Raw genomic sequence first — 17,787 nt, 5'->3', positions numbered from 1 at the left:
CTCATGGACGAACTCGCGGATCTCCGCCGCGTTGAACCCCGGGCTGATCGACATTCCCTTGCCTCCTACTGCTTGTGAAGTGACTCACAAGCAGCTTGACGCAGAGGGCAAAAGCGCATTTTGCCTCAAAATCTCCGTCGAATTCGTTAGTTAAGGGAGCGCCATGAAGGTTGCAGTTCCGGCAGAGATCAAGAACAACGAGTTCCGGGTGGCGATCACTCCGGCCGGCGTGCACGACCTCGTGGCGCACGGGCACGAGGTGCTAATCGAAACGGGGGCCGGGCGCGGCTCCGGGCTCAGCGACGAGAGCTACGCCGCGGCGGGCGCGACGATCATGCCGGATGCCGCGTCCACCTGGGCCGCCGCCGACCTGCTGCTCAAGGTGAAGGAGCCCGTCCAGAGCGAATACGCCTTTTTCCGTTCCGATCTGCTGCTGTTCACCTACCTGCACCTGGCCGCGGAACCTGCCCTGACCCGCGCGCTGCTGGAGAGCGGCGTCACCGCGATCGCCTACGAGACCGTGCAGCTGCCGACTCGGGCCCTGCCCCTGCTCGCGCCGATGAGCGAGGTCGCGGGCCGCCTGGCACCCATCGTGGGTGCCAACGTGATGCTCAAGCCCAACGGCGGACCGGGCCTGCTCGTGCCCGGGGTGCCCGGAACGCATCCGGCCCGGGTCACCGTGCTCGGCGGCGGCGTCGCCGGCACCGCCGCCATGCAAGTGGCCCTCGGGCTCGGCGCCCAGGTGACCGTGCTCGACACCAACCTGTTCCGCCTGCGCGAAATCGACGCCCTGTATTACGGACGGGTGCAGACCATCGCCTCGAACAGCTTTGAGATCGACCGGGCGCTGGTGTTGTCCGACCTGGTGATCGGGTCGGTGCTGATCCCCGGAGCCCGGGCCCCCAAACTCGTCAGCAACGAGCTCGTCTCCCGGATGAAACCGGGCAGCGTGCTCGTGGACATCGCCGTGGACCAGGGCGGATGCTTCGCCGACTCTCACCCGACGACGCACGCCGACCCGACTTTCACCGTGCACCGCTCCCTGTTCTACTGCGTGGCCAACATGCCCGGCGCCGTTCCCAGCACCTCCACCTATGCGCTCACCAACGCGACACTGCCCTATGTTCGGCTGATCGCGAACCGTGGCTGGAAAGACGCGCTCCGAACGGATGCCGCACTCGCCCTCGGCCTGTCCACGGTCGGCGGCCGGGTCACCAGCGGCCCGGTCGCGACCGCGCACTCGCTGCCGCTCCGTGAACTGGTGGACGCGTTGGCCTGATCCGCGACCGGGTCCCGTCATTCACGAGGCGGCTGGCGTTACGGCGGGCGAGGCGGCTGGCGTTCTGGCGGGCGAGGCGGCTGGCGTTCTGGCGGGCGATACGGCTATGCGACCGGGGGCCGCAGAGTGGCTCGGTGCACGGTGCCGTCCGGGCGCAGCACCCAGACCCGACCGCGGTTGGGTGCCAGCGGCGGCGGCAGGTCCCGGCGTCGGCTGATCGCCCGGTAGTCGGCGAGGCTGCAGCCGTCGAAGACGAGGTCCGCGTGCGGGCGCAGGGCACCGAGCAGGGACCACTGCGCCTGCCACGCGTCGACGTCGCCGACGAAAGCGGTCCCCGACTGCGTCTCGCTGAGCCGGAGCGGCGCCCCCGCGTGCGCCACCTCCGCAATCGCGTCGTGGGACGCTGCGGCGAGGTCGACGACCCGCGCACCGGGGACCGCGCCGAGCGCCGCCGCCGTGCGGGACGGCGAACCCGACACGACGAGAAGGGTCTGCCCCGGCAGTCCCAGGAGCGCGGCGACATCCGGAAGCGTCGGGGCATCCGGACGTTTCATCAGGCCCAGGCTCCCCGGACTTCCTGGGCCACCCGGGCCATCCGGACCTGCACGGCCCTGCTCCGGCGCGAGAAGCTGGATGCGGTGGCCCTGCCAGGTCCCGCCGCCGGGCGGGAGCTGGTCGTCGAACAGGGCGGCCGCTCCCCCGGCCGCGACATGCTCGCCGACATCGGCCAAGCGCAGCACCAGCCGTCTCTGACACAGAGTCGGCAGGGCCTGAAGCGATCCGGTGAGCCGCTGCGCGGCCACGACGATGCGGACTCCGCCGTCCGCCCCGTCTCGGAGCAGTCCGGCGAGTAGCTCGAGGGCTGCCGGGCGGTGTTCCTGGTCCCAGCGGGCGTGCACGGAATCGAAGTCGTCGAGCAGCAGCAGCCGGGCCACCGGGCTCCCCCCGGCGTCGAGGCGTCGGCGCGCCTGGACCAGGGCGTCCCACACGGCCTCGACATCGGCACCGAACAGGTCGGCATCACCGACGGGTGCGAACCCCGCCACGACCGACGCCAGTGCCGCTGACTTGCCCGAGCGGGGCCCGCCGATCACGAGCAGGCTGCCCTCGCCCATCGGCTCGTAACGGGCCACCCGGTAGCGCTGGAGCTCCGGCTCATCGAGCAGCCCCAGCAGTGCTCCGGGCTTGGCACGGATGCCGGGCGCGGCACAGTCCTGCCCGGGAGCCGGAATGGGGCCGTCGGACGCGTACTCGTCGACCGCCGTTCCGCTCGCGACCAGGGCAAGGAGGTCCACGCGGCTCAGGCTCGCGGGCAGCAGGTCGAGCCAGGGGCGCCGGGGTCTCGGCTCCCCGGCGGCCGCCGCGGCGAGGTCGCTGATCTCCTGCTGCGAGGTCGTGGCCACCTGGCAGAGCACCGGTCCTGAGGAGTCCGTGGCGATCAGACACCGGCCGGCCTGGTCGGCGCCGAGGGCCGCGGCGGCATCCGTGCCCAGAACCGCCACGCTGTCGGCGCGGTTGTTGACCCGCAGCGATACCCGCAGCGTGCAATTGGCGAGCAGGGCGTCGCGCACCACCCCGGTGGGCCGCTGGGTGCAGAGGATCAGGTGGACCCCCAGCGATCTGCCCCGCGCGGCAATGTCGATGAACAGAGCGTGCAGGTCGGGGAAGGCCGTGAGCATGGTCGCGAATTCGTCGACCACGATCACAAGCCGTGGAAGCATCCCTCCGGAATCCTGCCCCCACAGGTGCACGATGTCCCGCGCACCAGCCCGGCCCAGCACACGTTCGCGGTACCGCAGCTCGGCGGCAAGGCTGGCCAGCGCCCGAGCGGACTGGTGCCCGTCGAGGTCGGTGATCAGCCCGACGCAGTGGGGCAGGGCGCACAACGGGGCGAACGCCGCCCCACCCTTGAAATCGACCAGCAGGAACGTCACCTCAGCGGGGCTTGCCACCGCCGCCATCGCCGCAACCCAGGTCACCAGCAGCTCGCTCTTGCCACTGCCGGTCGTGCCGCCGACGACGGCGTGAGGCCCGGCCCCGACCAGGTCGAGCGACACCTCCCCCGCTTCGCCGACCCCGATGGCGCAGCGGAGGCTCGGCGATCGGGACTGCCCCTGCCGTACCCGATGCCCGGGTCGGAAGCCGGTGAGTTCGCCGAGGGCGACGGATGCCGGCACCGCCCGCGACGTCGGCACCAAACCGGCCGTCGCGGCCCGGTCGCTCAACACCCGGGCAACCCGGAGCGCCTGTTCGACGGTGATCAGTTCGGGCCGGAAGCCGGTTCCCCAGGCGTGCACGCCGGATCGCAGCACCTCGGCTCGTCCGGGACCCTGCATTCGCACGATGGTGTCGCAGCCGACGGGGAGTGCCTCGAGCGTTCCGGCCAGGGCGATGATCAGCCCCGACCCTGCGGGTGCCGGTTTCCCGGACGCCCCTCCCGGCGGCGCCTCGCAGACCACGACGGTGCGAGCACAGACCGACCCGGTGTCGTACGGGAGCGCGGCCGCCCAGTCCCAACCGTTTTCTGGCACGCTCAGGCGGACCTGGTCGGGCACCAGCGAGCAGGCCAATTGCACCAGGAGCCCGCGGCCCAGCGCCTGCCCGAGCGGAAGCGGTCCGACGATTCCGATCCCCCCGCCGACGTCGGCGACGATGGGCGCCTCGGGAAGGGTGGCCGCCCAGTCGCGCAGGTCGCGATGCTCGTCGAGACCTGCGCCGCCGTCGAGGCGCAGACCGCTCGGCACCGCACCGGACCCCAGGCTCACATCCGATCCCGAGCCGGTCCACCGCAGGGCGGCGTGCGGGGCGGCCACGATGCTGTTGGCCGAGGGTGTGCGCCGCCACTGCAGGCGGCGCAGCTCCTCCTGGCGTAGGGCCACTTCGGCCCGCAGGGTCACCAGGGCCTGCTCCTGGTCGGCGGCGTTCGCGCGCCGGGTGCGTCGCCCCGTGCGGCGCGCGTCGAGCATGCCGGCCAGGGCGATGACCGGGCCGAGTACCGCGAAGATCAGCACGAAGGCCGAACCCGTGATCAGCCAGATCACCCCCGCCGCGGCCAGCGGCGCCACGCTCGCGATCAACGGGAAGCCGGGCGCCGGCGGGTCGGCCGGACGGGCGGGGAGGGTCAGCGGGACATCGGCTCGGATCACCGCACCAGCCCATCACTCCGGGGGCGATCCCAGCGGCACGCACCGGCATCCGTGGCGGACAGGCGGCCGACAGGGCTGGGGAGGGATCAACGGGTGTGGCACCCAACGAGTCTCGAACCAATTCGACGGAGATTCTCGTCTGAAAACACTTTTTGGGCGGTTCCGGGGCCGGTTTGGGCAAAATCTCCGTCGAATTCGTTCGGGCCGGCTCGTTCGGGCCGGCTCGTTCGGGCCGGCTCATTCGGGCCGGCGCCGGCCCGGGCAGGGAGCGGCTCGCAGGCGACTAGTTGAGGATGAAGAACTGGTCCGCGATCTCGACGCGGGAACCACGCGGCACCAGATAGCGCCGGCCAGGTTCGCAGCGAACCAGTACCGCATCCGGGCGACGGATGATCGTGCCGTTCCCCGAGAACCGGTCACTGACCCAGAACTCGCCCTCGTGCTGGCCGAACTCGAGGTGGCTCTTCGACACCGACCGACCGAGGTCGTTGATCTGCACCAGGATGTCGACGTGTTCGGTCGGCTGGGGCAGCGGTCGGCGACCGATCAGGCCGGTGCCCAGGGCCGAGATCGTCTCCCCCGTGCTGAACTGGAGCACGAACAGGGACGCGGCCGAGGGGGCCGCGTCGAACGAGGATGACGTGGCCGAGGGGGCCGCAGGCTGAACCGACAGCGGCGCCGGGGCGGGATCCGGATCGGGGATCTCGACCGAGACGGAGAACACCGGTGCCGGGAGGACGGGGGCCGGGAGGACGGGGGCCGGGAGCACGGGGGCCGGGAGCACGGGGGCCGGGAGCACGGGGGCCGGGAGCACGGGGGCCGGGAGGAGAGGAGCGTCAACCGGAGCCGGGAGGACCGGGACCGGGACCGGGACCCGGACCGGGGCCGGGACCGGAGCCGGGAGGACCGGGGCCGGGGCCGGTCCCGCAATCGGAACCGACACCACCGGCACGGAGATCACGGTGTTCCGGCGGAGCGGCTGGATGACAGTGGTGTCGCCGGGCCGCGGATCCGGGCGTTTTCGGGTTTGCGGGGTGGCGGTGCTCGAGCTGCCGCATTCACCGCAGAACATGGCGCCGACGGGCAGCTGCGCACCGCAGATCAGGCAGTTCATGGGCGGGCTCCTCCCGGTGCAGGGCCGCTCCCTCGCGGGGCTGTTCGGTGAACGGATGTCCCTCCAGCGTACCGACCCAACGAGCGCAGCGACACGAGGGCCCGAAGCCGGTCGGTGCGGCTGCCCCCCGCGCCGAGCGAGCGGCACAGGGCGGTGACCGCCGTCCACACCTCCTCGGCGGCGGCATCGTCCGACCGTTCAGGGGAGAACACGGCGCGGTCGACGGCATCCGCGACGACGCCGGCCGCCGTCCTGGGCTCCGTACCCGGCACCAGAACGGCCAGTTCCGTGCGGGTGGCCCCGACCGGAACGTCGACGCCGTGATCGAGGACGGCGTCGGAGAACTCGCGCCAGCCACCGCGGATCCGGTCGAGCGGTGTGGACCGGGTGCGACGCAGGTGCCGTCTGCGCGCCTTGGCGCCGACGATCAGCAGGAAGGGCGCGAGCAGCACACCGAGGCCGAGAAGCGTCCAGGCGGCGACGGTCGCCGCGGCGAGCAGGAAGGCCAGCAGCGGGTCGGATGGGGCCGGCGGATCCTCGGTGCTGCTCTCCGGCGGGGCCGGATCGCGCAGCTCCACCGGGTCGGGGAGCGCCGGGGGCACCACCGACTGCGGCCGGGAGACCACCGTCGGGTCGTCGGGGGCCCGCGCCGGGATGTCGCGCACGGCCGGGTTCGGATCGATCGTGGCCCAGCCCAGTGTGGAGGCCACCTCGATCCACGCCGAGATGTCGGAACCGACAACGGGGATCGCCTCTGCCCCCGACGCCGTCTCGCCCCCGGAGGCGGCCCTCGGCACGAAGCCGATGACGACCCGGGCCGGGAAGCCGAGCCGGCGCGCCATCAGGGCCGCGGCGACGGCGTATTGCTCGGCGTCGCCGAGCATGGGTTGATCGGTGAACAGCTCGCTGATCCGGTCGGCACCGTGCCCGGACCGGCTCACCGGTTCGTCCGGGAGGATGCCGTGGCTGATATAGCCATCCGTCTTGAGCCCGTCGAGCATGGCCTGCAACTGCACGCCGGGCGGGTCGCCGGCCCGCACATAACGGGCCAGAGCCTGTTCGAGCTCGTCCGGCAGAATAGCCGGCTCGGGCAGCACGGCGCTGCCGGGCCGCAGAGCGGCCAGGTTGTCCGGGGAACGGGGGACGACACCCACGCTCCGGTAGCTGTCGCCTCTGACCAGCCCGGTGAGCACCGCGGCCGTGCCGCTGTTGTCGTTGTAGTAGAAGGAGTCGGAGCGTACGATCCGGGTGGGTCCGGTGAACGTGATGCTTTCGAGCTGTCCGGCGCCGGGCACCCAGACGCCGGTGTAGCCCTCGACCGTCACCGTGAGGGTGGTCTCGTCGCCGTCGACCAGGGACTGGTCGAGCCGGTCCGGCAGCCGGGTGAACGAGCCGGACGCGCTGCTGACCTGGTCGCTGCCGACCGAGTAGACGATCCCGTCGTAGCTGTCCAGGGTGGCCAGCCGGAGCCGACCACCGCTCGGCAGGCCGGCCACCTCGAGGAGCACGGCATCCGACCGCCCGGTCTGCAGGTAGCCGCGGAACTCGCTCAGCGGGCTCGGGTAGGCGCGCGGGTCGAACGGCTGCTGCACCCGGGCGCGCGCCACGTCGCGGGGCACGTCGGCCGGCAGCAGGACCGCGGCCCCGGTACCGGCGGCGATCGCCACCGCCACGATCACGGCGGCGCTGACCAGCCCGCGGGCGGCCGCGAGCCGCCGATGGGAAGACGACGCCGTACTGCGGCGGGATTGCTGCAGGGTGAGCCGCCGGGCGGATCGGCGACGCATCCAGCGAAACCAGAGCAGCCAGGCCAGGAGCACGACGAAGAGGCCGAGACCGGTTCCGATCGGCATGCTCGCGACCGTCGGCCCCAGCACGATGCCGCTGACGAACAGGGCGGCGGGGGCCAGGGTGCCGAACTCGCCGACCGGGGCGCGGAGGGCCACCGACAGCCCGATCACCGTGCTGAGCAGCACGAGGATGAAAGCAGGCACGAGCAGCGCCTGATAGGAACCGACCGGCAGCACGATGGTGACGAGCTGTTTCCAGCTCAGCGCGGTCGCCGCGAGCAGGTCGAGGAAGCCGTCCGGGGTGGGCAGGACGCCGCCCACCGCCCGACCGGGAACGGCCAGCGGCACCCCGGCGAGGAGATACACCCCCACCGTGGACAACGCCACCAGCCAGGTGCCCCAGCGCAACAGCGCTCCTAGAAGGGCAACGAGCGCGCCGAGGGCGAAGGTGACGCAGACCAGCACGATGAACTCGCGGCTCTGATAGACCGGCCAGAACGAGGCTGCGGCGATGACGGTCGCCAGCAGCAGCCCGATGGTGTTGCCGACGATGAAGCGCCAGTCCAGACGGATGCCGCCGGCCGCCATCCCGTCCCGGCGCGCGCCGCGCCGCCGTACCCCGCGCGCGCTCATGCCGCCTTCGTTCGAGCGAGGCTGTGCTGGAGGTCTTCGAGGTAGCCGATGGTGAGTACGCTCAGCTCGGCCACCCGGCGGAAGCTGGGCACGGTCTCCGGGGCGCAGATCACGGCGACCACGTCGACCCCGGCCGGGAAACGGCTGGCGGCCGTGCACAGCTGGGTCAGGGTGGTCACCGACCCGCAAACCAGGAAGGCCACCGAGATACCCGCCACTGTGTCCGCGGCAGCCCGGGCAAGTTCGCTGACCGGCAGGGCCGCAGAGGAACGATCCACGCCGCTGAGATCGTCGAGCAGCCGGGCGCGGGTGAGGGTGCGGAGCGAGCGGAGACCCGGCATCCGTCGTCGGTTGGAGTCCGGCGGCACCGCACTCGCGACCACGGAGACCGTGCGCGCGTCACGGATGGCCCGCACCCCCAGGCTGCCGGCGACGCTGACGGCCAGCTCGAATTCGTCCTCGTCGGCGTAGTCGGAATCCGCCAGGCTGAGCGCGACCATGAGGTGGCTGCGGCGGGATTCCTCGAACTGTCGCACCATGAACCGCCCGGTCTTCGCGGTGCTCTTCCAGTGGATGGCGCGCCGCTCATCGCCGGCCACGTATTCGCGCAGGGCGTGGAACGACACATCGCTGTTCGTCAGATCGCGGGTGGGATTGCCCTCGAGGTCGCGGATGAAGCCGGTGCTCATGCTCGGGATCGAGACCGTGCGCGGATGCACGAACAGTGAGACCTGTTCCGACCAGGCCACCTCCCGGCGCAGCAGCCCGATCGGGTCGGCTCGCGCCGTCCGCACCGGGCCGATCGGGATCACGCCGCGTTTTCGGGTCGGCACGATGAAGACGTCCGAGAAGTCCTCGCCGCGGGCGAGGCTCGGCATCGCGAATTCGGCCAGCCCGGCACCGACCGGAACCTCGACGCCGACGCCCGGCAGCCGTCGGCGGGTCGGGTTCCGCACGTTGACCTGGCCGGGCACCCGCTCCCCCACCACAACCCGGTCCACGGGCAGGTGCAGGTGGATCTCAAACGCGTTCCGACCGATCAGGAAACAGGAAGCCGCGACCAGGAGCACGAGCCCGGCCCAGCCGATCACGATGAACTCGGTCCAGCCCAGGGCGTACCCGACGAGGAACGACGCCCCCACGACGGTCAGGGCGGCCCAGCCGAGCGGGGTGACCACGGAGGAGACCACGTGCAGGGCGCGGGTGGCACGAGCGCTCGCCTCCCGCGCGAAGCGCACTCCCGCCGCGACCGTCTCGGCCAGTCGGCCGTCGCCGGAGGTGCCCACAGGCACCGCAGCAGGTGGCGTGAGCGCCGTGACCGCGTCGATCGGCGCTCCCTGCGTCACGCAGCTTGCCTGTCGCTGGGCGGCGGCGTCTCGATCAGCACCCGGGCGATCACGCTGGAGGCAGTGACCCCGTCGAATTCGGCCTCGGGGTCGAGCACCAGCCGGTGCGCGAGCACCGCGTCCGCCAGCTCCTTGACGTCGTCGGGCACCACATAGTGGCGGCCGTTCGCGGCGGCGAGGGTCTTCGCCGTGCGGATCAGAGCGAGCGCCCCGCGGACGCTGACGCCCAGGCGCACCTCGGAGCTCGTGCGGGTGCCGTCGATCAGGCGCGCCACGTAGTCGTTGATGGTGGCGTCGACGTAGACGGTGCGGGCCAGGGCCGCGAGCTCGACGACGGTCGCCGCGGACACCACCGGCGGCACGATCACCTCGTGCGCGCGCTGCCCTGCGCCTTCGAGGATGCGGATGGTCGAGGCGTGGTCCGGGTATCCGATGGACGCCTTCATGATGAACCGGTCCAGCTGGGCCTCCGGCAGCCGGTACGTGCCGGCCTGCTCGATCGGGTTCTGGGTGGCGATCACCATGAACGGGGCCGCGACCGGGTGGGTGACGCCGTCGACGGTGATCTGCCCCTCCTCCATCACCTCGAGCAGTGCGGCCTGGGTCTTCGGGCTGGCCCGGTTGATCTCGTCGGCCAGCACGATGTTCGCGAAGACCGGCCCGCGGTGGAATTCGAATGCACCGCTGCGCTGATCGTAAATGCTCACCCCGGTGATGTCGCCCGGCAGCAGGTCCGGGGTGAACTGCACCCGGTTGCTGGTGCCGCGCACACTTTGCGCGATAGCGCGCGCGAGCGAGGTCTTGCCGGTGCCCGGCACGTCTTCGAGCAGCAGGTGCCCGCCACTGAGAAGCGCGGTGAACGACATCCGGATGACGTGGTGCTTGCCCAGCAGCACCTGCTCGACCCCGGTCACCAGTCGGTCGAAAACGTCGGCGAACTGGGTCGCCTGCTCCGCGGTCATCGTCATGGGGTGATCACTTTCGTGTAGTTCATGGTGCATAGGTGTAGCTCTGATTATTCACGGTCACCGTCAGGCGCACGGTGCCGGCCGCCGGAGGCGGCACGTCGGTGCCGAATCTGCAGGTGTTCGGGGAGTCGGCGTCCCGCGGGGCCACCGCGGCGTCGCCGGGCACCGAGCACCTGTAGGCGGCAGGGAGGCCGTTGTTCTCCGGCCCGTTTGTCCAGCTGATGATTCCGGTGGCGGGGTCGTACGCGAGCCCGGTCACAGTGAATCTAACGGATGCCTCGGGCGCGGCCACCGTGCCCGACCACGGCCCGCAGGATCCCCAGCCGGTACAGGCCGAAACCTGATAGCGCACGACCGCGCCGAACGGGAGCCCCAGCAGTTCACGCGGCCAGCCCGCCCCACCGAAGACGACCTCCGATTCCGGAACGACGTTGCCGGAGCCGTCGACCGCGCGCAGTCGGTAGTCCCGGATGCCCGCGCTCGGGCTGATCCCGTCGACGCGCAGATCCCAGGCATCGCCCCGCACGGCCATGCGGCTCTGCACGTCGGTGACCGGCCCCGGCGCCGGCCGCACGAGCACACTCGCCACGGCCGTCGGGGCGCAGCCGGCCCGGTTGTAGCCCCAGACAACGAAGTAGTACCGGCCGTTATCGGCGAGGAGGCTGTCGAACACGGCGCTGGTCACGTCTCCGGCCAGCATCCGCTGTTCGGCGACGATTCCGCCCTCGGTCGGCGCCTGGAGCTCCCCCGACGCGGAGACCGTGCACGACTGCGCGCCCCTGGGAATCTGGTCCGTACTCAGCCGCTGCACGAAGTAGCCGCCGATGGGGTCCCCTCGACCGTCGAACCCGTCCCACGTCACGGTCACCGCTCCGGCGGCGTCGGCCGAGCTCGCCGCGACCGTGCCGGCGCGAGCCGGGCCGAACGGCGTCGCGCTGCCGGCCGCACTGTTCCAGCCGGCCAGTGCCGGGTAGGCGTCGTTGCGGGCGCTCACAGTGAACGGGGTGTTGACGCCGTTGACGAGACCCGTCAGGTCGACGGTGCAGGTGCCGGCCCGGCAACTCGGCCCGGAGGCGCTGACTTCCTCTTGGACGGCGCCGTTGCTGGTCACCAGATAACCGCGCATCGCCGTTCCACCGCCGACCGGGGCAACGGTGTTCCAGCGCAGCCGCAGGCCGCCGTCGAGGGGTTCCGCGACCAGCCCGGTCGGCGCGGGCGGCACCGAGTCGGACCAGACCCGATCGGAGAGCACTGTCGCCGCGGACAGGCCGATCCCATTCTGCGCGGCGACCGACACCCGCAGCGCATTGCCCTGGCCGTTGCCGGGCGTCGCGACCTGGCAGGAGGTGGCCGAGCAGAGCGACGTGGACAGAACGGCCCCGGAGCCGGCGTCGAGCAGGGAGATCTGATACCCGGTGATCGCCGAGTTGTTGAAGGCCCCGGCGTTGAAGGAGACGGCGAGGCTGCGGTCGGCGAAGCCGGTGACGCGCAGGCTGGACACCGGATCGGGCTTGTCCTGCACCGAAACACGCACAGTGCCCCAGGCATAGCGGCCCGGGTCGTTGGTCGCGTCGGCCACCTGGTATTGCAGAGTCAGGTCGGTCGGCGCGGCGTCCGCGGCGACCCGGACCGACAGCCGGCTTCGGTCCGTGCTGGGCGTGATGCTGACTCCGGCCGGAACGGCGCCGCCGTCCAGGCCCCGCACCGCGAGCACGCGCAACGGCACGGACGGGAACGGATTGGTGGCGCCGTCGTTCGCGAGTACGTCGACGACGGTCGTGCGCCCGCGGGGAGCGACCGCTGCATCCGTCACGGGGATGGCAACGGGCCGCGTGGATGCGACCACGCGCAGGTCGATCCGGCCTGCCCTGCCCTCCTGGACGCCGTCGCGCACACCGATGGTGATCGTGCTCCGGGCGCCCTTCGGGGTGGACTCGGTGGCGCGCAGGGTGAGTTTCTGGCCGTCGAGCCTATAGCTGAAACCGGTCGGCAGCGGGTCGAGCACGGCGTAGGCCAGCTCGGCCTGGTCGTTCGGATAGGGGTAGCTGGTAAGCCGGGTCAGGTCGATGACCTTCTCCTGGTCGGGCTCGAAGTCGAGCACGGCACCGCCGAAACCGGGCGGCTGGTTCTCGCGGGGCGTGACCTCGATGGGCAGGACGATGGTCGCCGTGCGCCCGTCCGGATCGTTGGGTCCCGACCCGTCGGTCACCTCGAACGAGATCGACGCCGGCCCGAAGTACTTGTCGGTGCTCGTGAACGCGAGGCCTGTGTCGCTGCGCACCAGGTCGGCCCCGTCGGAGTGGGTGGCCTGCACGAGGCTGCGGTCGGTGAGCCGCACCGTCTTTCCGGCGACGGCGACGACGTAGTCGTTGATGTCGATGTCGAGCAGCGCCTCGCTCTGCACCGTCAGCGGCTTGACGCCGCGGCGCAGCTGGGGCAGGGCGTCGTCGGTTCCGGGAACCCAGATGAGCGCGTAGGACACGATGCTCGTGTCCTCCGGGTGCGCCACCGCGAACGGGATGATCTGGCTGGTTGAGCCCACCGTGACCCGGATGCGCCCGGCCGGCGTCACTTCGGCCACTCCCGAGAAACGGTCGGGGACGCTCAGGGCCAGTTGCGCGGCCGGTCCTTCCGCGAAGAAGACGTTGGCCAGCACGTCGACGTCGACGGTGCGGGCCTCGAGCACATCGGACAGCGCGACGTGGGTGTCGCGGGCGTCCGGCCGTGAGTGCGGGGCGTCCGACCTCACCACGACCGTGAGGAAGGTGGAACTCGTGCCGCCCCGCACGTTCTGGATCTCGTAGATGAAGCCGTAACGCCCCTCTGTCATCGGTGCGGTCACGGCAACGGTGTCGCCGTCGACGACGGCGGTGCCGGAGCCGGCCCCGCCGCTCGCTTCCACGCCGCTGATACTCAGGGTTCCGCCGTCGGGGTCGGAGTCATTGCCGAGCACCCGCACGGCGACCGTGCTGCCGGGGCGCACGACGACCTCGTCCGGAGCTGCGACCGGATTGCGGGCGCCGTCGAGGCGCGGGCTGATGCCCACCCGCACGGTGCCGACGGCCCGGGCCCCGAGCGCGTCGACCACCGAGTAGCTGAACGTGTCCGTGCCGGCCGAGTACTCCCCAGCCGTGTAGTCGAGAGAGTCGACGCCGGTGACCGTGACCGACCCCTTCTCCGGGCTGGTCTCCTGGCCGACCAGCTGCACGGAGTCGCCGTCGGGGTCGATGCCGGACAGCGGGATCGGGATGCTCACCGTGTCACCGGCGAGCACGCGGGCCGTCACCGTCTTGGGCACGGGAGCGCTGTTCGAGGTCGGATCCGCTTCCCGCACCGCGATGCTGACCTCGGCGTTCGCGAACTGGCCGTCCGGGGCGTTCACCCGATAGACGGCGGTGACGTTGCCGGCCGTGTCCGGCGCCAGGAACCGCAGCACGGAGCCCGAGACGAAGAGCAGCCCACCGCCGGCAGGGAGCTCGGTCGCGAGCGCCGGCGCCAGGGTGAGAGTGTCGCCATCGGGGTGCTCGTCGTTGGCGAGCACGGGAATGTCGATGGCGTCGCCGACCCGCACGGAGATGGAGTCCGGCACGGCGATCGGGGCCTGCTTCTGCGCCGGCGGCGGGATCTCGATCACGGTGACCGTGCCCGCGGCGTCCGCGAGGCCGTTGCTGACCCGGTAGCCGAACACGGCCGTGCCGCCCTCGAGCGGTTTGGTCAGGGTGACGCGCAGGATGCGTTGGTCGAGGATCTCGATGCGCAGCCCGCTGTCGGCGGGGACATCCGTGATGCCCGTCACCAGCAGCACCCCGCCGGCCGGATCGGAGTCCGTGGCGAGCACGTCCACGAGGGTGGCCTGCTGACCGCGGATAAAGGCGGTGTGCGGCACGGTGACGGGGGCGGTACTGGCGTCGGGCGCAGCCATCACATTGACGCGGATGCGTCCGGTGGCGGTAATTTCGCCATCCGTCACCGCGTACTCGATCTCGTGCACGCCCACCACGCCGCTCTGCAACCGAAAGGTGCCGGCGTCGAAGTCCGCCGTGATGCTCACCTCGGGTTTGGCCGGCACGCTGCTCAGGCGCAGCGGCGCCGAACCGCCGCGCACATGCTCGAGCGGCGACACGGTCACCTCGCTGCCGGCGGTCGCAAGCACCACGAACGCCTCCGCGACGATGGGCACCGACCCGCTGGGCCGAACCATCACCGAGAGCGTTCCGGCTCCACCCAAACGGCCGTCGGAGACGGTCAGGCCCACCGTTTTCGCGCCTCCGCCCGCCCCGGCATCCGTGTAGACGACGGACCCGGCCGGCGTGAAGCTGACCTGGTCCGGTGCCGGCGCGGTCGCCGCCGCGAGGTAGAACGGGTCGCCGTCCGGGTCGACCCAGTCACCGAGCACCGCCGTGGTCACCCGCCCACCGGCGCGCACCGTGGTGTTCGTCGTGCGGGCCTGCACGGGCGCGGCGTTCTCTTCGGGAGCGCGCACCGTGACCGTGACCGTGGCCGAGGCCGTCCCGCCGCGCCCGTCGTCGATGGTGTAGTCGAAGCTGAGGGTCCCGGCTGCCTCCGGCGTGAGGGTCAGCTGCACCTGCTGGGTGTCCGCCACGAGCTCGAGCCGCCCGGCCGACTCGGGCACGGGGGTGAGCGCCGAGATCACGAGTACGTCACCGTTGGGGTCGAAGTCGTTCAGCAGCACCGGCAGGGTGACCGTGCGTCCGGGCCGGCCGCCGAAGGAGTCGTCGACGGCCACGGGTGGCAGCTGCGACTTTTCGTACTCCGGTTCGACGTCGTCCGCGGTCTGCTCGACCTGCTGCTGGTCCGGGTCGGTGTCGATCAGGTCGGCCCAGTTGTCGATCAGTTCGTTGCCCTGCTGCACCGCCCAGGCCGCGCCGTTGCGGGCGTCGTTGAGAACGAGTCCGGTTCCGTTCCGCCGGAAGGCGAGCCGGGCGTCTCCGGCGACGCCGGACAGCGTGGCGGTGGCTTCGACGGTTCCGTCGCCGCCAGCCGTATCGGCCGTAGCGACCGTTCCGCAGTCGCGCCAGACGGTTCCGTCCGACCAGGCGGCGTGGGCGCAGGAGGCGTCCTGCACCGGCACGGCGGCGTCCCCGCTCCGCCCCGTGACCAGCGGTGTCAGGCGTCCGCCGGTACCGGGCACCGCGATGAGTCCCTCCCGGTGGGCGACGAGAACGCGGTCGCCCGTCACGCTCGGCTCCGACAGGACCGGCTCATCCCCGGCACGGATGCTCCCGGACAGGTCTTCGGTTCCCTCCGCCTGGAACAGTCGCCGGGTCGTCGCGTTGAGCAGCGCCCACCGGCCGTCGACGCTGGTCAGCTGGTAACGGTCATCCGCTTCGCCGGCCGTGAGAGTGACCGTGCTGGTGATGGTGTCTGCAGTGAGCAGGTCGACCCGAGCGAGTTCCCCCGTCGCCGGCGTGAAGGCATACAGCACCCCGGCCGGATCGAGGCTGATCACGGAGCCGGCGCCGAATGCCAACGTCGGTTCGGCGGTGCTGTCGAACTCGGAGAGCCGGCTCGCGGCCACAGTCCAGACATCTCCGTTCGCGGTGATCACCGCGCGGTCGCCGGCCAGGAAGACCGAGGCGGCCTCCGGCGGCAGGGCCACGCTGTCGGCCACCTCCGCGGTCGCGGGGTCGAGGATGTCGAGGGCGCTGTTGCCGCGATCGAGCACCAGCACTGTCGCTCCCTGTTGCACCACGTCGAGGCTGCTGCTCCCGGCGTTGACGACTGTGTTGAGTTCGAAGACGGCTGTGTTGGCTCGCCCGACCGCCTGGCGGGCCTCGTTCGTCACCCAAACGGCCGCATCCCCAAGGTCGAGGCGTTGCGCGGTGTACCCGCCGGAGACGATGGCCACGGTGGAGATGACGGCCAGGACCACGGTGCCGCTGAGCGCGGTGATGAAGAGCGACCGGTGGCCGGCGAGCCAGCGACGGATCACCTGGTGCCGCCGGACGCGCCAGGAACGGAGGTGTCGACGCATTTTTCCCCGCTCGGAGCGCCGGTCTTGCCGTCCCGGTTGACCGTGACGGTCGCACACACCCTCGGCTCGCCCTGCGGGTCGACCCGGAATTCCGTTCCCCGCTGGATGCTGCTGGCACCGTTCCGCAGGGTCACCACGAAGTTGTCACCGTCCCGGATTCCGGGGTCGGCCCAGTCGAACACGACGGTTCCGGAGCGGAGTTCACCGTCCACATCGCTGACCAGGGGGATGTCGGAGCCCCTCTGGTTCACCAGCACCATCGCCGCCGTGGTCGCGAGCCCCACGATGATCACGGCCGCGGAGATGAGTCCCCAAACCGTGAGCGTGCGCCGCTGCTTCCTGGGCCGGGTGGTCACGGTGTCCCCGTGCGGTCCGGTCAGCTGCCCGGTGCTCTGGACCGGGGTCGCCCGGCGTGCGCCGACGCCGACGGCCGGCGCCTTCCGGCGGCGGCGGCCGGTGTAGGCGTCGACGGAGTTGATGCCCGTGATCCGGGTCTGATCGTCCTGATCGGCCAGCGCGGCCACGGCCCAGCCGTCCTGCTCCACCTCGAGGGGAGTCTGAGCGAGGCCGAGTTCGGCCTCGACGGACTGGAGTTCTCGGATGAGTTCCAGCACGCTCTGCTGCCGCAGTTCCGGTCGCCTCGACATCGAACGATTCAGAATGGCGGAGAGCCGGGCCGGCACGTCGGCGCGGTTGAGCGGCGGGATGCGCGCCTTGTTGATGCGGGCCATCATCTGGGCCGAACCGTTCTCGGTTCCGGCCACTTCGAACGGGGACCTGCCGGCCAGAAGCGAGTAGAGAGTGGCGCCGAGCGACCACACCTCCGAGGCGATCGACCCGGAGATGTTGCCCAGCAGCACCTCGGGAGCCGACCACGGCACGGAGAGCCCGATGGCGTCGCTCCGCTCGGCCTCGCCGAGGGTGGCGGCGATCCCGAAGTCGGACAACACCGGGTGCCCATACGCGGTGAACAGGATGTTGGACGGCTTGAGGTCCCGGTGCAGCACCCCGGACCGGTGCGCGGTCTCGACGGCGCTGGCGATCTTCACACCGATCCGCAGGGTTTCCGGCACGGAGAGCGGTTCGGAACGGTAGCGCTGGCTCAGGGTCGAGGAGCAGTACTCCATGACCAGATACGGTCGCCCGTCCGCGGAGACGCTCGCCTGGAAGACCGTGAGGATCGACGGATGCGAGCTCAGCTGGGCCATCAGATTGGCCTCGGCCTGGAATAACTGGCGCACGTGGTCGTTGACGATCTCGGACAGGAGTACCTTGACCGCGACCTGACGCCTGGGCATGTTCTGCTCGTAGAGGAACACATCGGCGAAGCCGCCGGAGCCGAGCGGCCGGAGATAGGAGTATCCCGGCAGGTTCGGCGGCGTGGAGGGCAAGCGCCGTGCCATATCGCCTCCCGGTGTGCTGGTCAGTGCGTATCGTGCGTGAACGTGCGCGAATCGACCGGGTGACTCGACAGGCGCCCCCTAATTTTAGGCGTCTGCCTGCCACGCGGGAGGTG

The 17,787-nt window shown here is 71.2% G+C and carries 8 protein-coding genes; 1 reads left to right on the top strand and 7 read right to left on the bottom strand.

Annotation, left to right across the window (positions count from 1 at the left end; all coding sequences use genetic code 11):
* Positions 1-163: 163 nt before the first annotated feature.
* Entirely contained in the window at positions 164-1,279 is a 1,116-nt protein-coding gene (gene ald, locus E3O67_RS12800) for an alanine dehydrogenase (RefSeq protein WP_135102865.1), read from the top strand.
* 104 nt (positions 1,280-1,383) lie between these two features.
* Here ald and E3O67_RS12790 read toward each other — a convergent pair whose 3' ends face one another.
* The 7 genes from E3O67_RS12790 to E3O67_RS12755 form a co-directional block, all read right to left on the bottom strand.
* Entirely contained in the window at positions 1,384-4,425 is a 3,042-nt protein-coding gene (locus E3O67_RS12790; RefSeq protein ID WP_135102864.1) for an FtsK/SpoIIIE domain-containing protein, read from the bottom strand.
* A gap of 283 nt (positions 4,426-4,708) precedes the next feature.
* Complete coding sequence (locus E3O67_RS17130) at positions 4,709-5,539, bottom strand: FHA domain-containing protein (RefSeq protein ID WP_174776835.1); 831 nt, start codon at positions 5,537-5,539, stop codon at positions 4,709-4,711.
* A complete protein-coding gene (locus E3O67_RS12775; protein WP_241982168.1) occupies positions 5,536-7,962 on the bottom strand; it encodes a transglutaminase domain-containing protein in 2,427 nt (808 codons plus the stop codon). Before E3O67_RS12775 ends, E3O67_RS17130 begins: the two co-directional genes overlap by 4 nt.
* Positions 7,959-9,308 carry a DUF58 domain-containing protein gene (locus E3O67_RS12770; RefSeq protein WP_241982166.1) on the bottom strand — a complete coding sequence of 450 codons (1,350 nt, stop codon included), beginning with the start codon at positions 9,306-9,308 and terminating at the stop codon, positions 7,959-7,961. The genes E3O67_RS12775 and E3O67_RS12770 overlap by 4 nt, the downstream gene beginning before the upstream one ends.
* Positions 9,305-10,276 carry a MoxR family ATPase gene (locus tag E3O67_RS12765; RefSeq protein ID WP_135102862.1) on the bottom strand — a complete coding sequence of 324 codons (972 nt, stop codon included), beginning with the start codon at positions 10,274-10,276 and terminating at the stop codon, positions 9,305-9,307. The genes E3O67_RS12770 and E3O67_RS12765 overlap by 4 nt, the downstream gene beginning before the upstream one ends.
* A gap of 22 nt (positions 10,277-10,298) precedes the next feature.
* Positions 10,299-16,271 (bottom strand): Ig-like domain-containing protein, encoded by a 5,973-nt coding sequence (locus tag E3O67_RS12760; RefSeq protein WP_135102861.1) that lies wholly within the window; start codon positions 16,269-16,271, stop codon positions 10,299-10,301.
* Positions 16,226-17,674 (bottom strand): serine/threonine-protein kinase, encoded by a 1,449-nt coding sequence (locus E3O67_RS12755; RefSeq protein ID WP_134427630.1) that lies wholly within the window; start codon positions 17,672-17,674, stop codon positions 16,226-16,228. Before E3O67_RS12755 ends, E3O67_RS12760 begins: the two co-directional genes overlap by 46 nt.
* Positions 17,675-17,787 lie beyond the last annotated feature (113 nt).

It is taken from the genome of Cryobacterium sp. TMT3-29-2 (assembly GCF_004564305.1).
Classification (GTDB): domain Bacteria; phylum Actinomycetota; class Actinomycetes; order Actinomycetales; family Microbacteriaceae; genus Cryobacterium; species Cryobacterium sinapicolor.
Note: the sequence above shows the minus strand (reverse complement) of the source record. Positions and strands in the feature narration are given on the sequence as shown.

Coding starts and splice junctions, on each gene's coding strand:
- ald (WP_135102865.1), top strand. CDS start 164: ATGAAGGTTGCAGTTCCGGCAGAGATCAAGAACAACGAGTTCCGGGTG.
- E3O67_RS17130 (WP_174776835.1), bottom strand. CDS start 5,539: ATGAACTGCCTGATCTGCGGTGCGCAGCTGCCCGTCGGCGCCATGTTC.
- E3O67_RS12775 (WP_241982168.1), bottom strand. CDS start 7,962: ATGAGCGCGCGCGGGGTACGGCGGCGCGGCGCGCGCCGGGACGGGATG.
- E3O67_RS12765 (WP_135102862.1), bottom strand. CDS start 10,276: ATGACGATGACCGCGGAGCAGGCGACCCAGTTCGCCGACGTTTTCGAC.
- E3O67_RS12760 (WP_135102861.1), bottom strand. CDS start 16,271: ATGCGTCGACACCTCCGTTCCTGGCGCGTCCGGCGGCACCAGGTGATC.
- E3O67_RS12755 (WP_134427630.1), bottom strand. CDS start 17,674: ATGGCACGGCGCTTGCCCTCCACGCCGCCGAACCTGCCGGGATACTCC.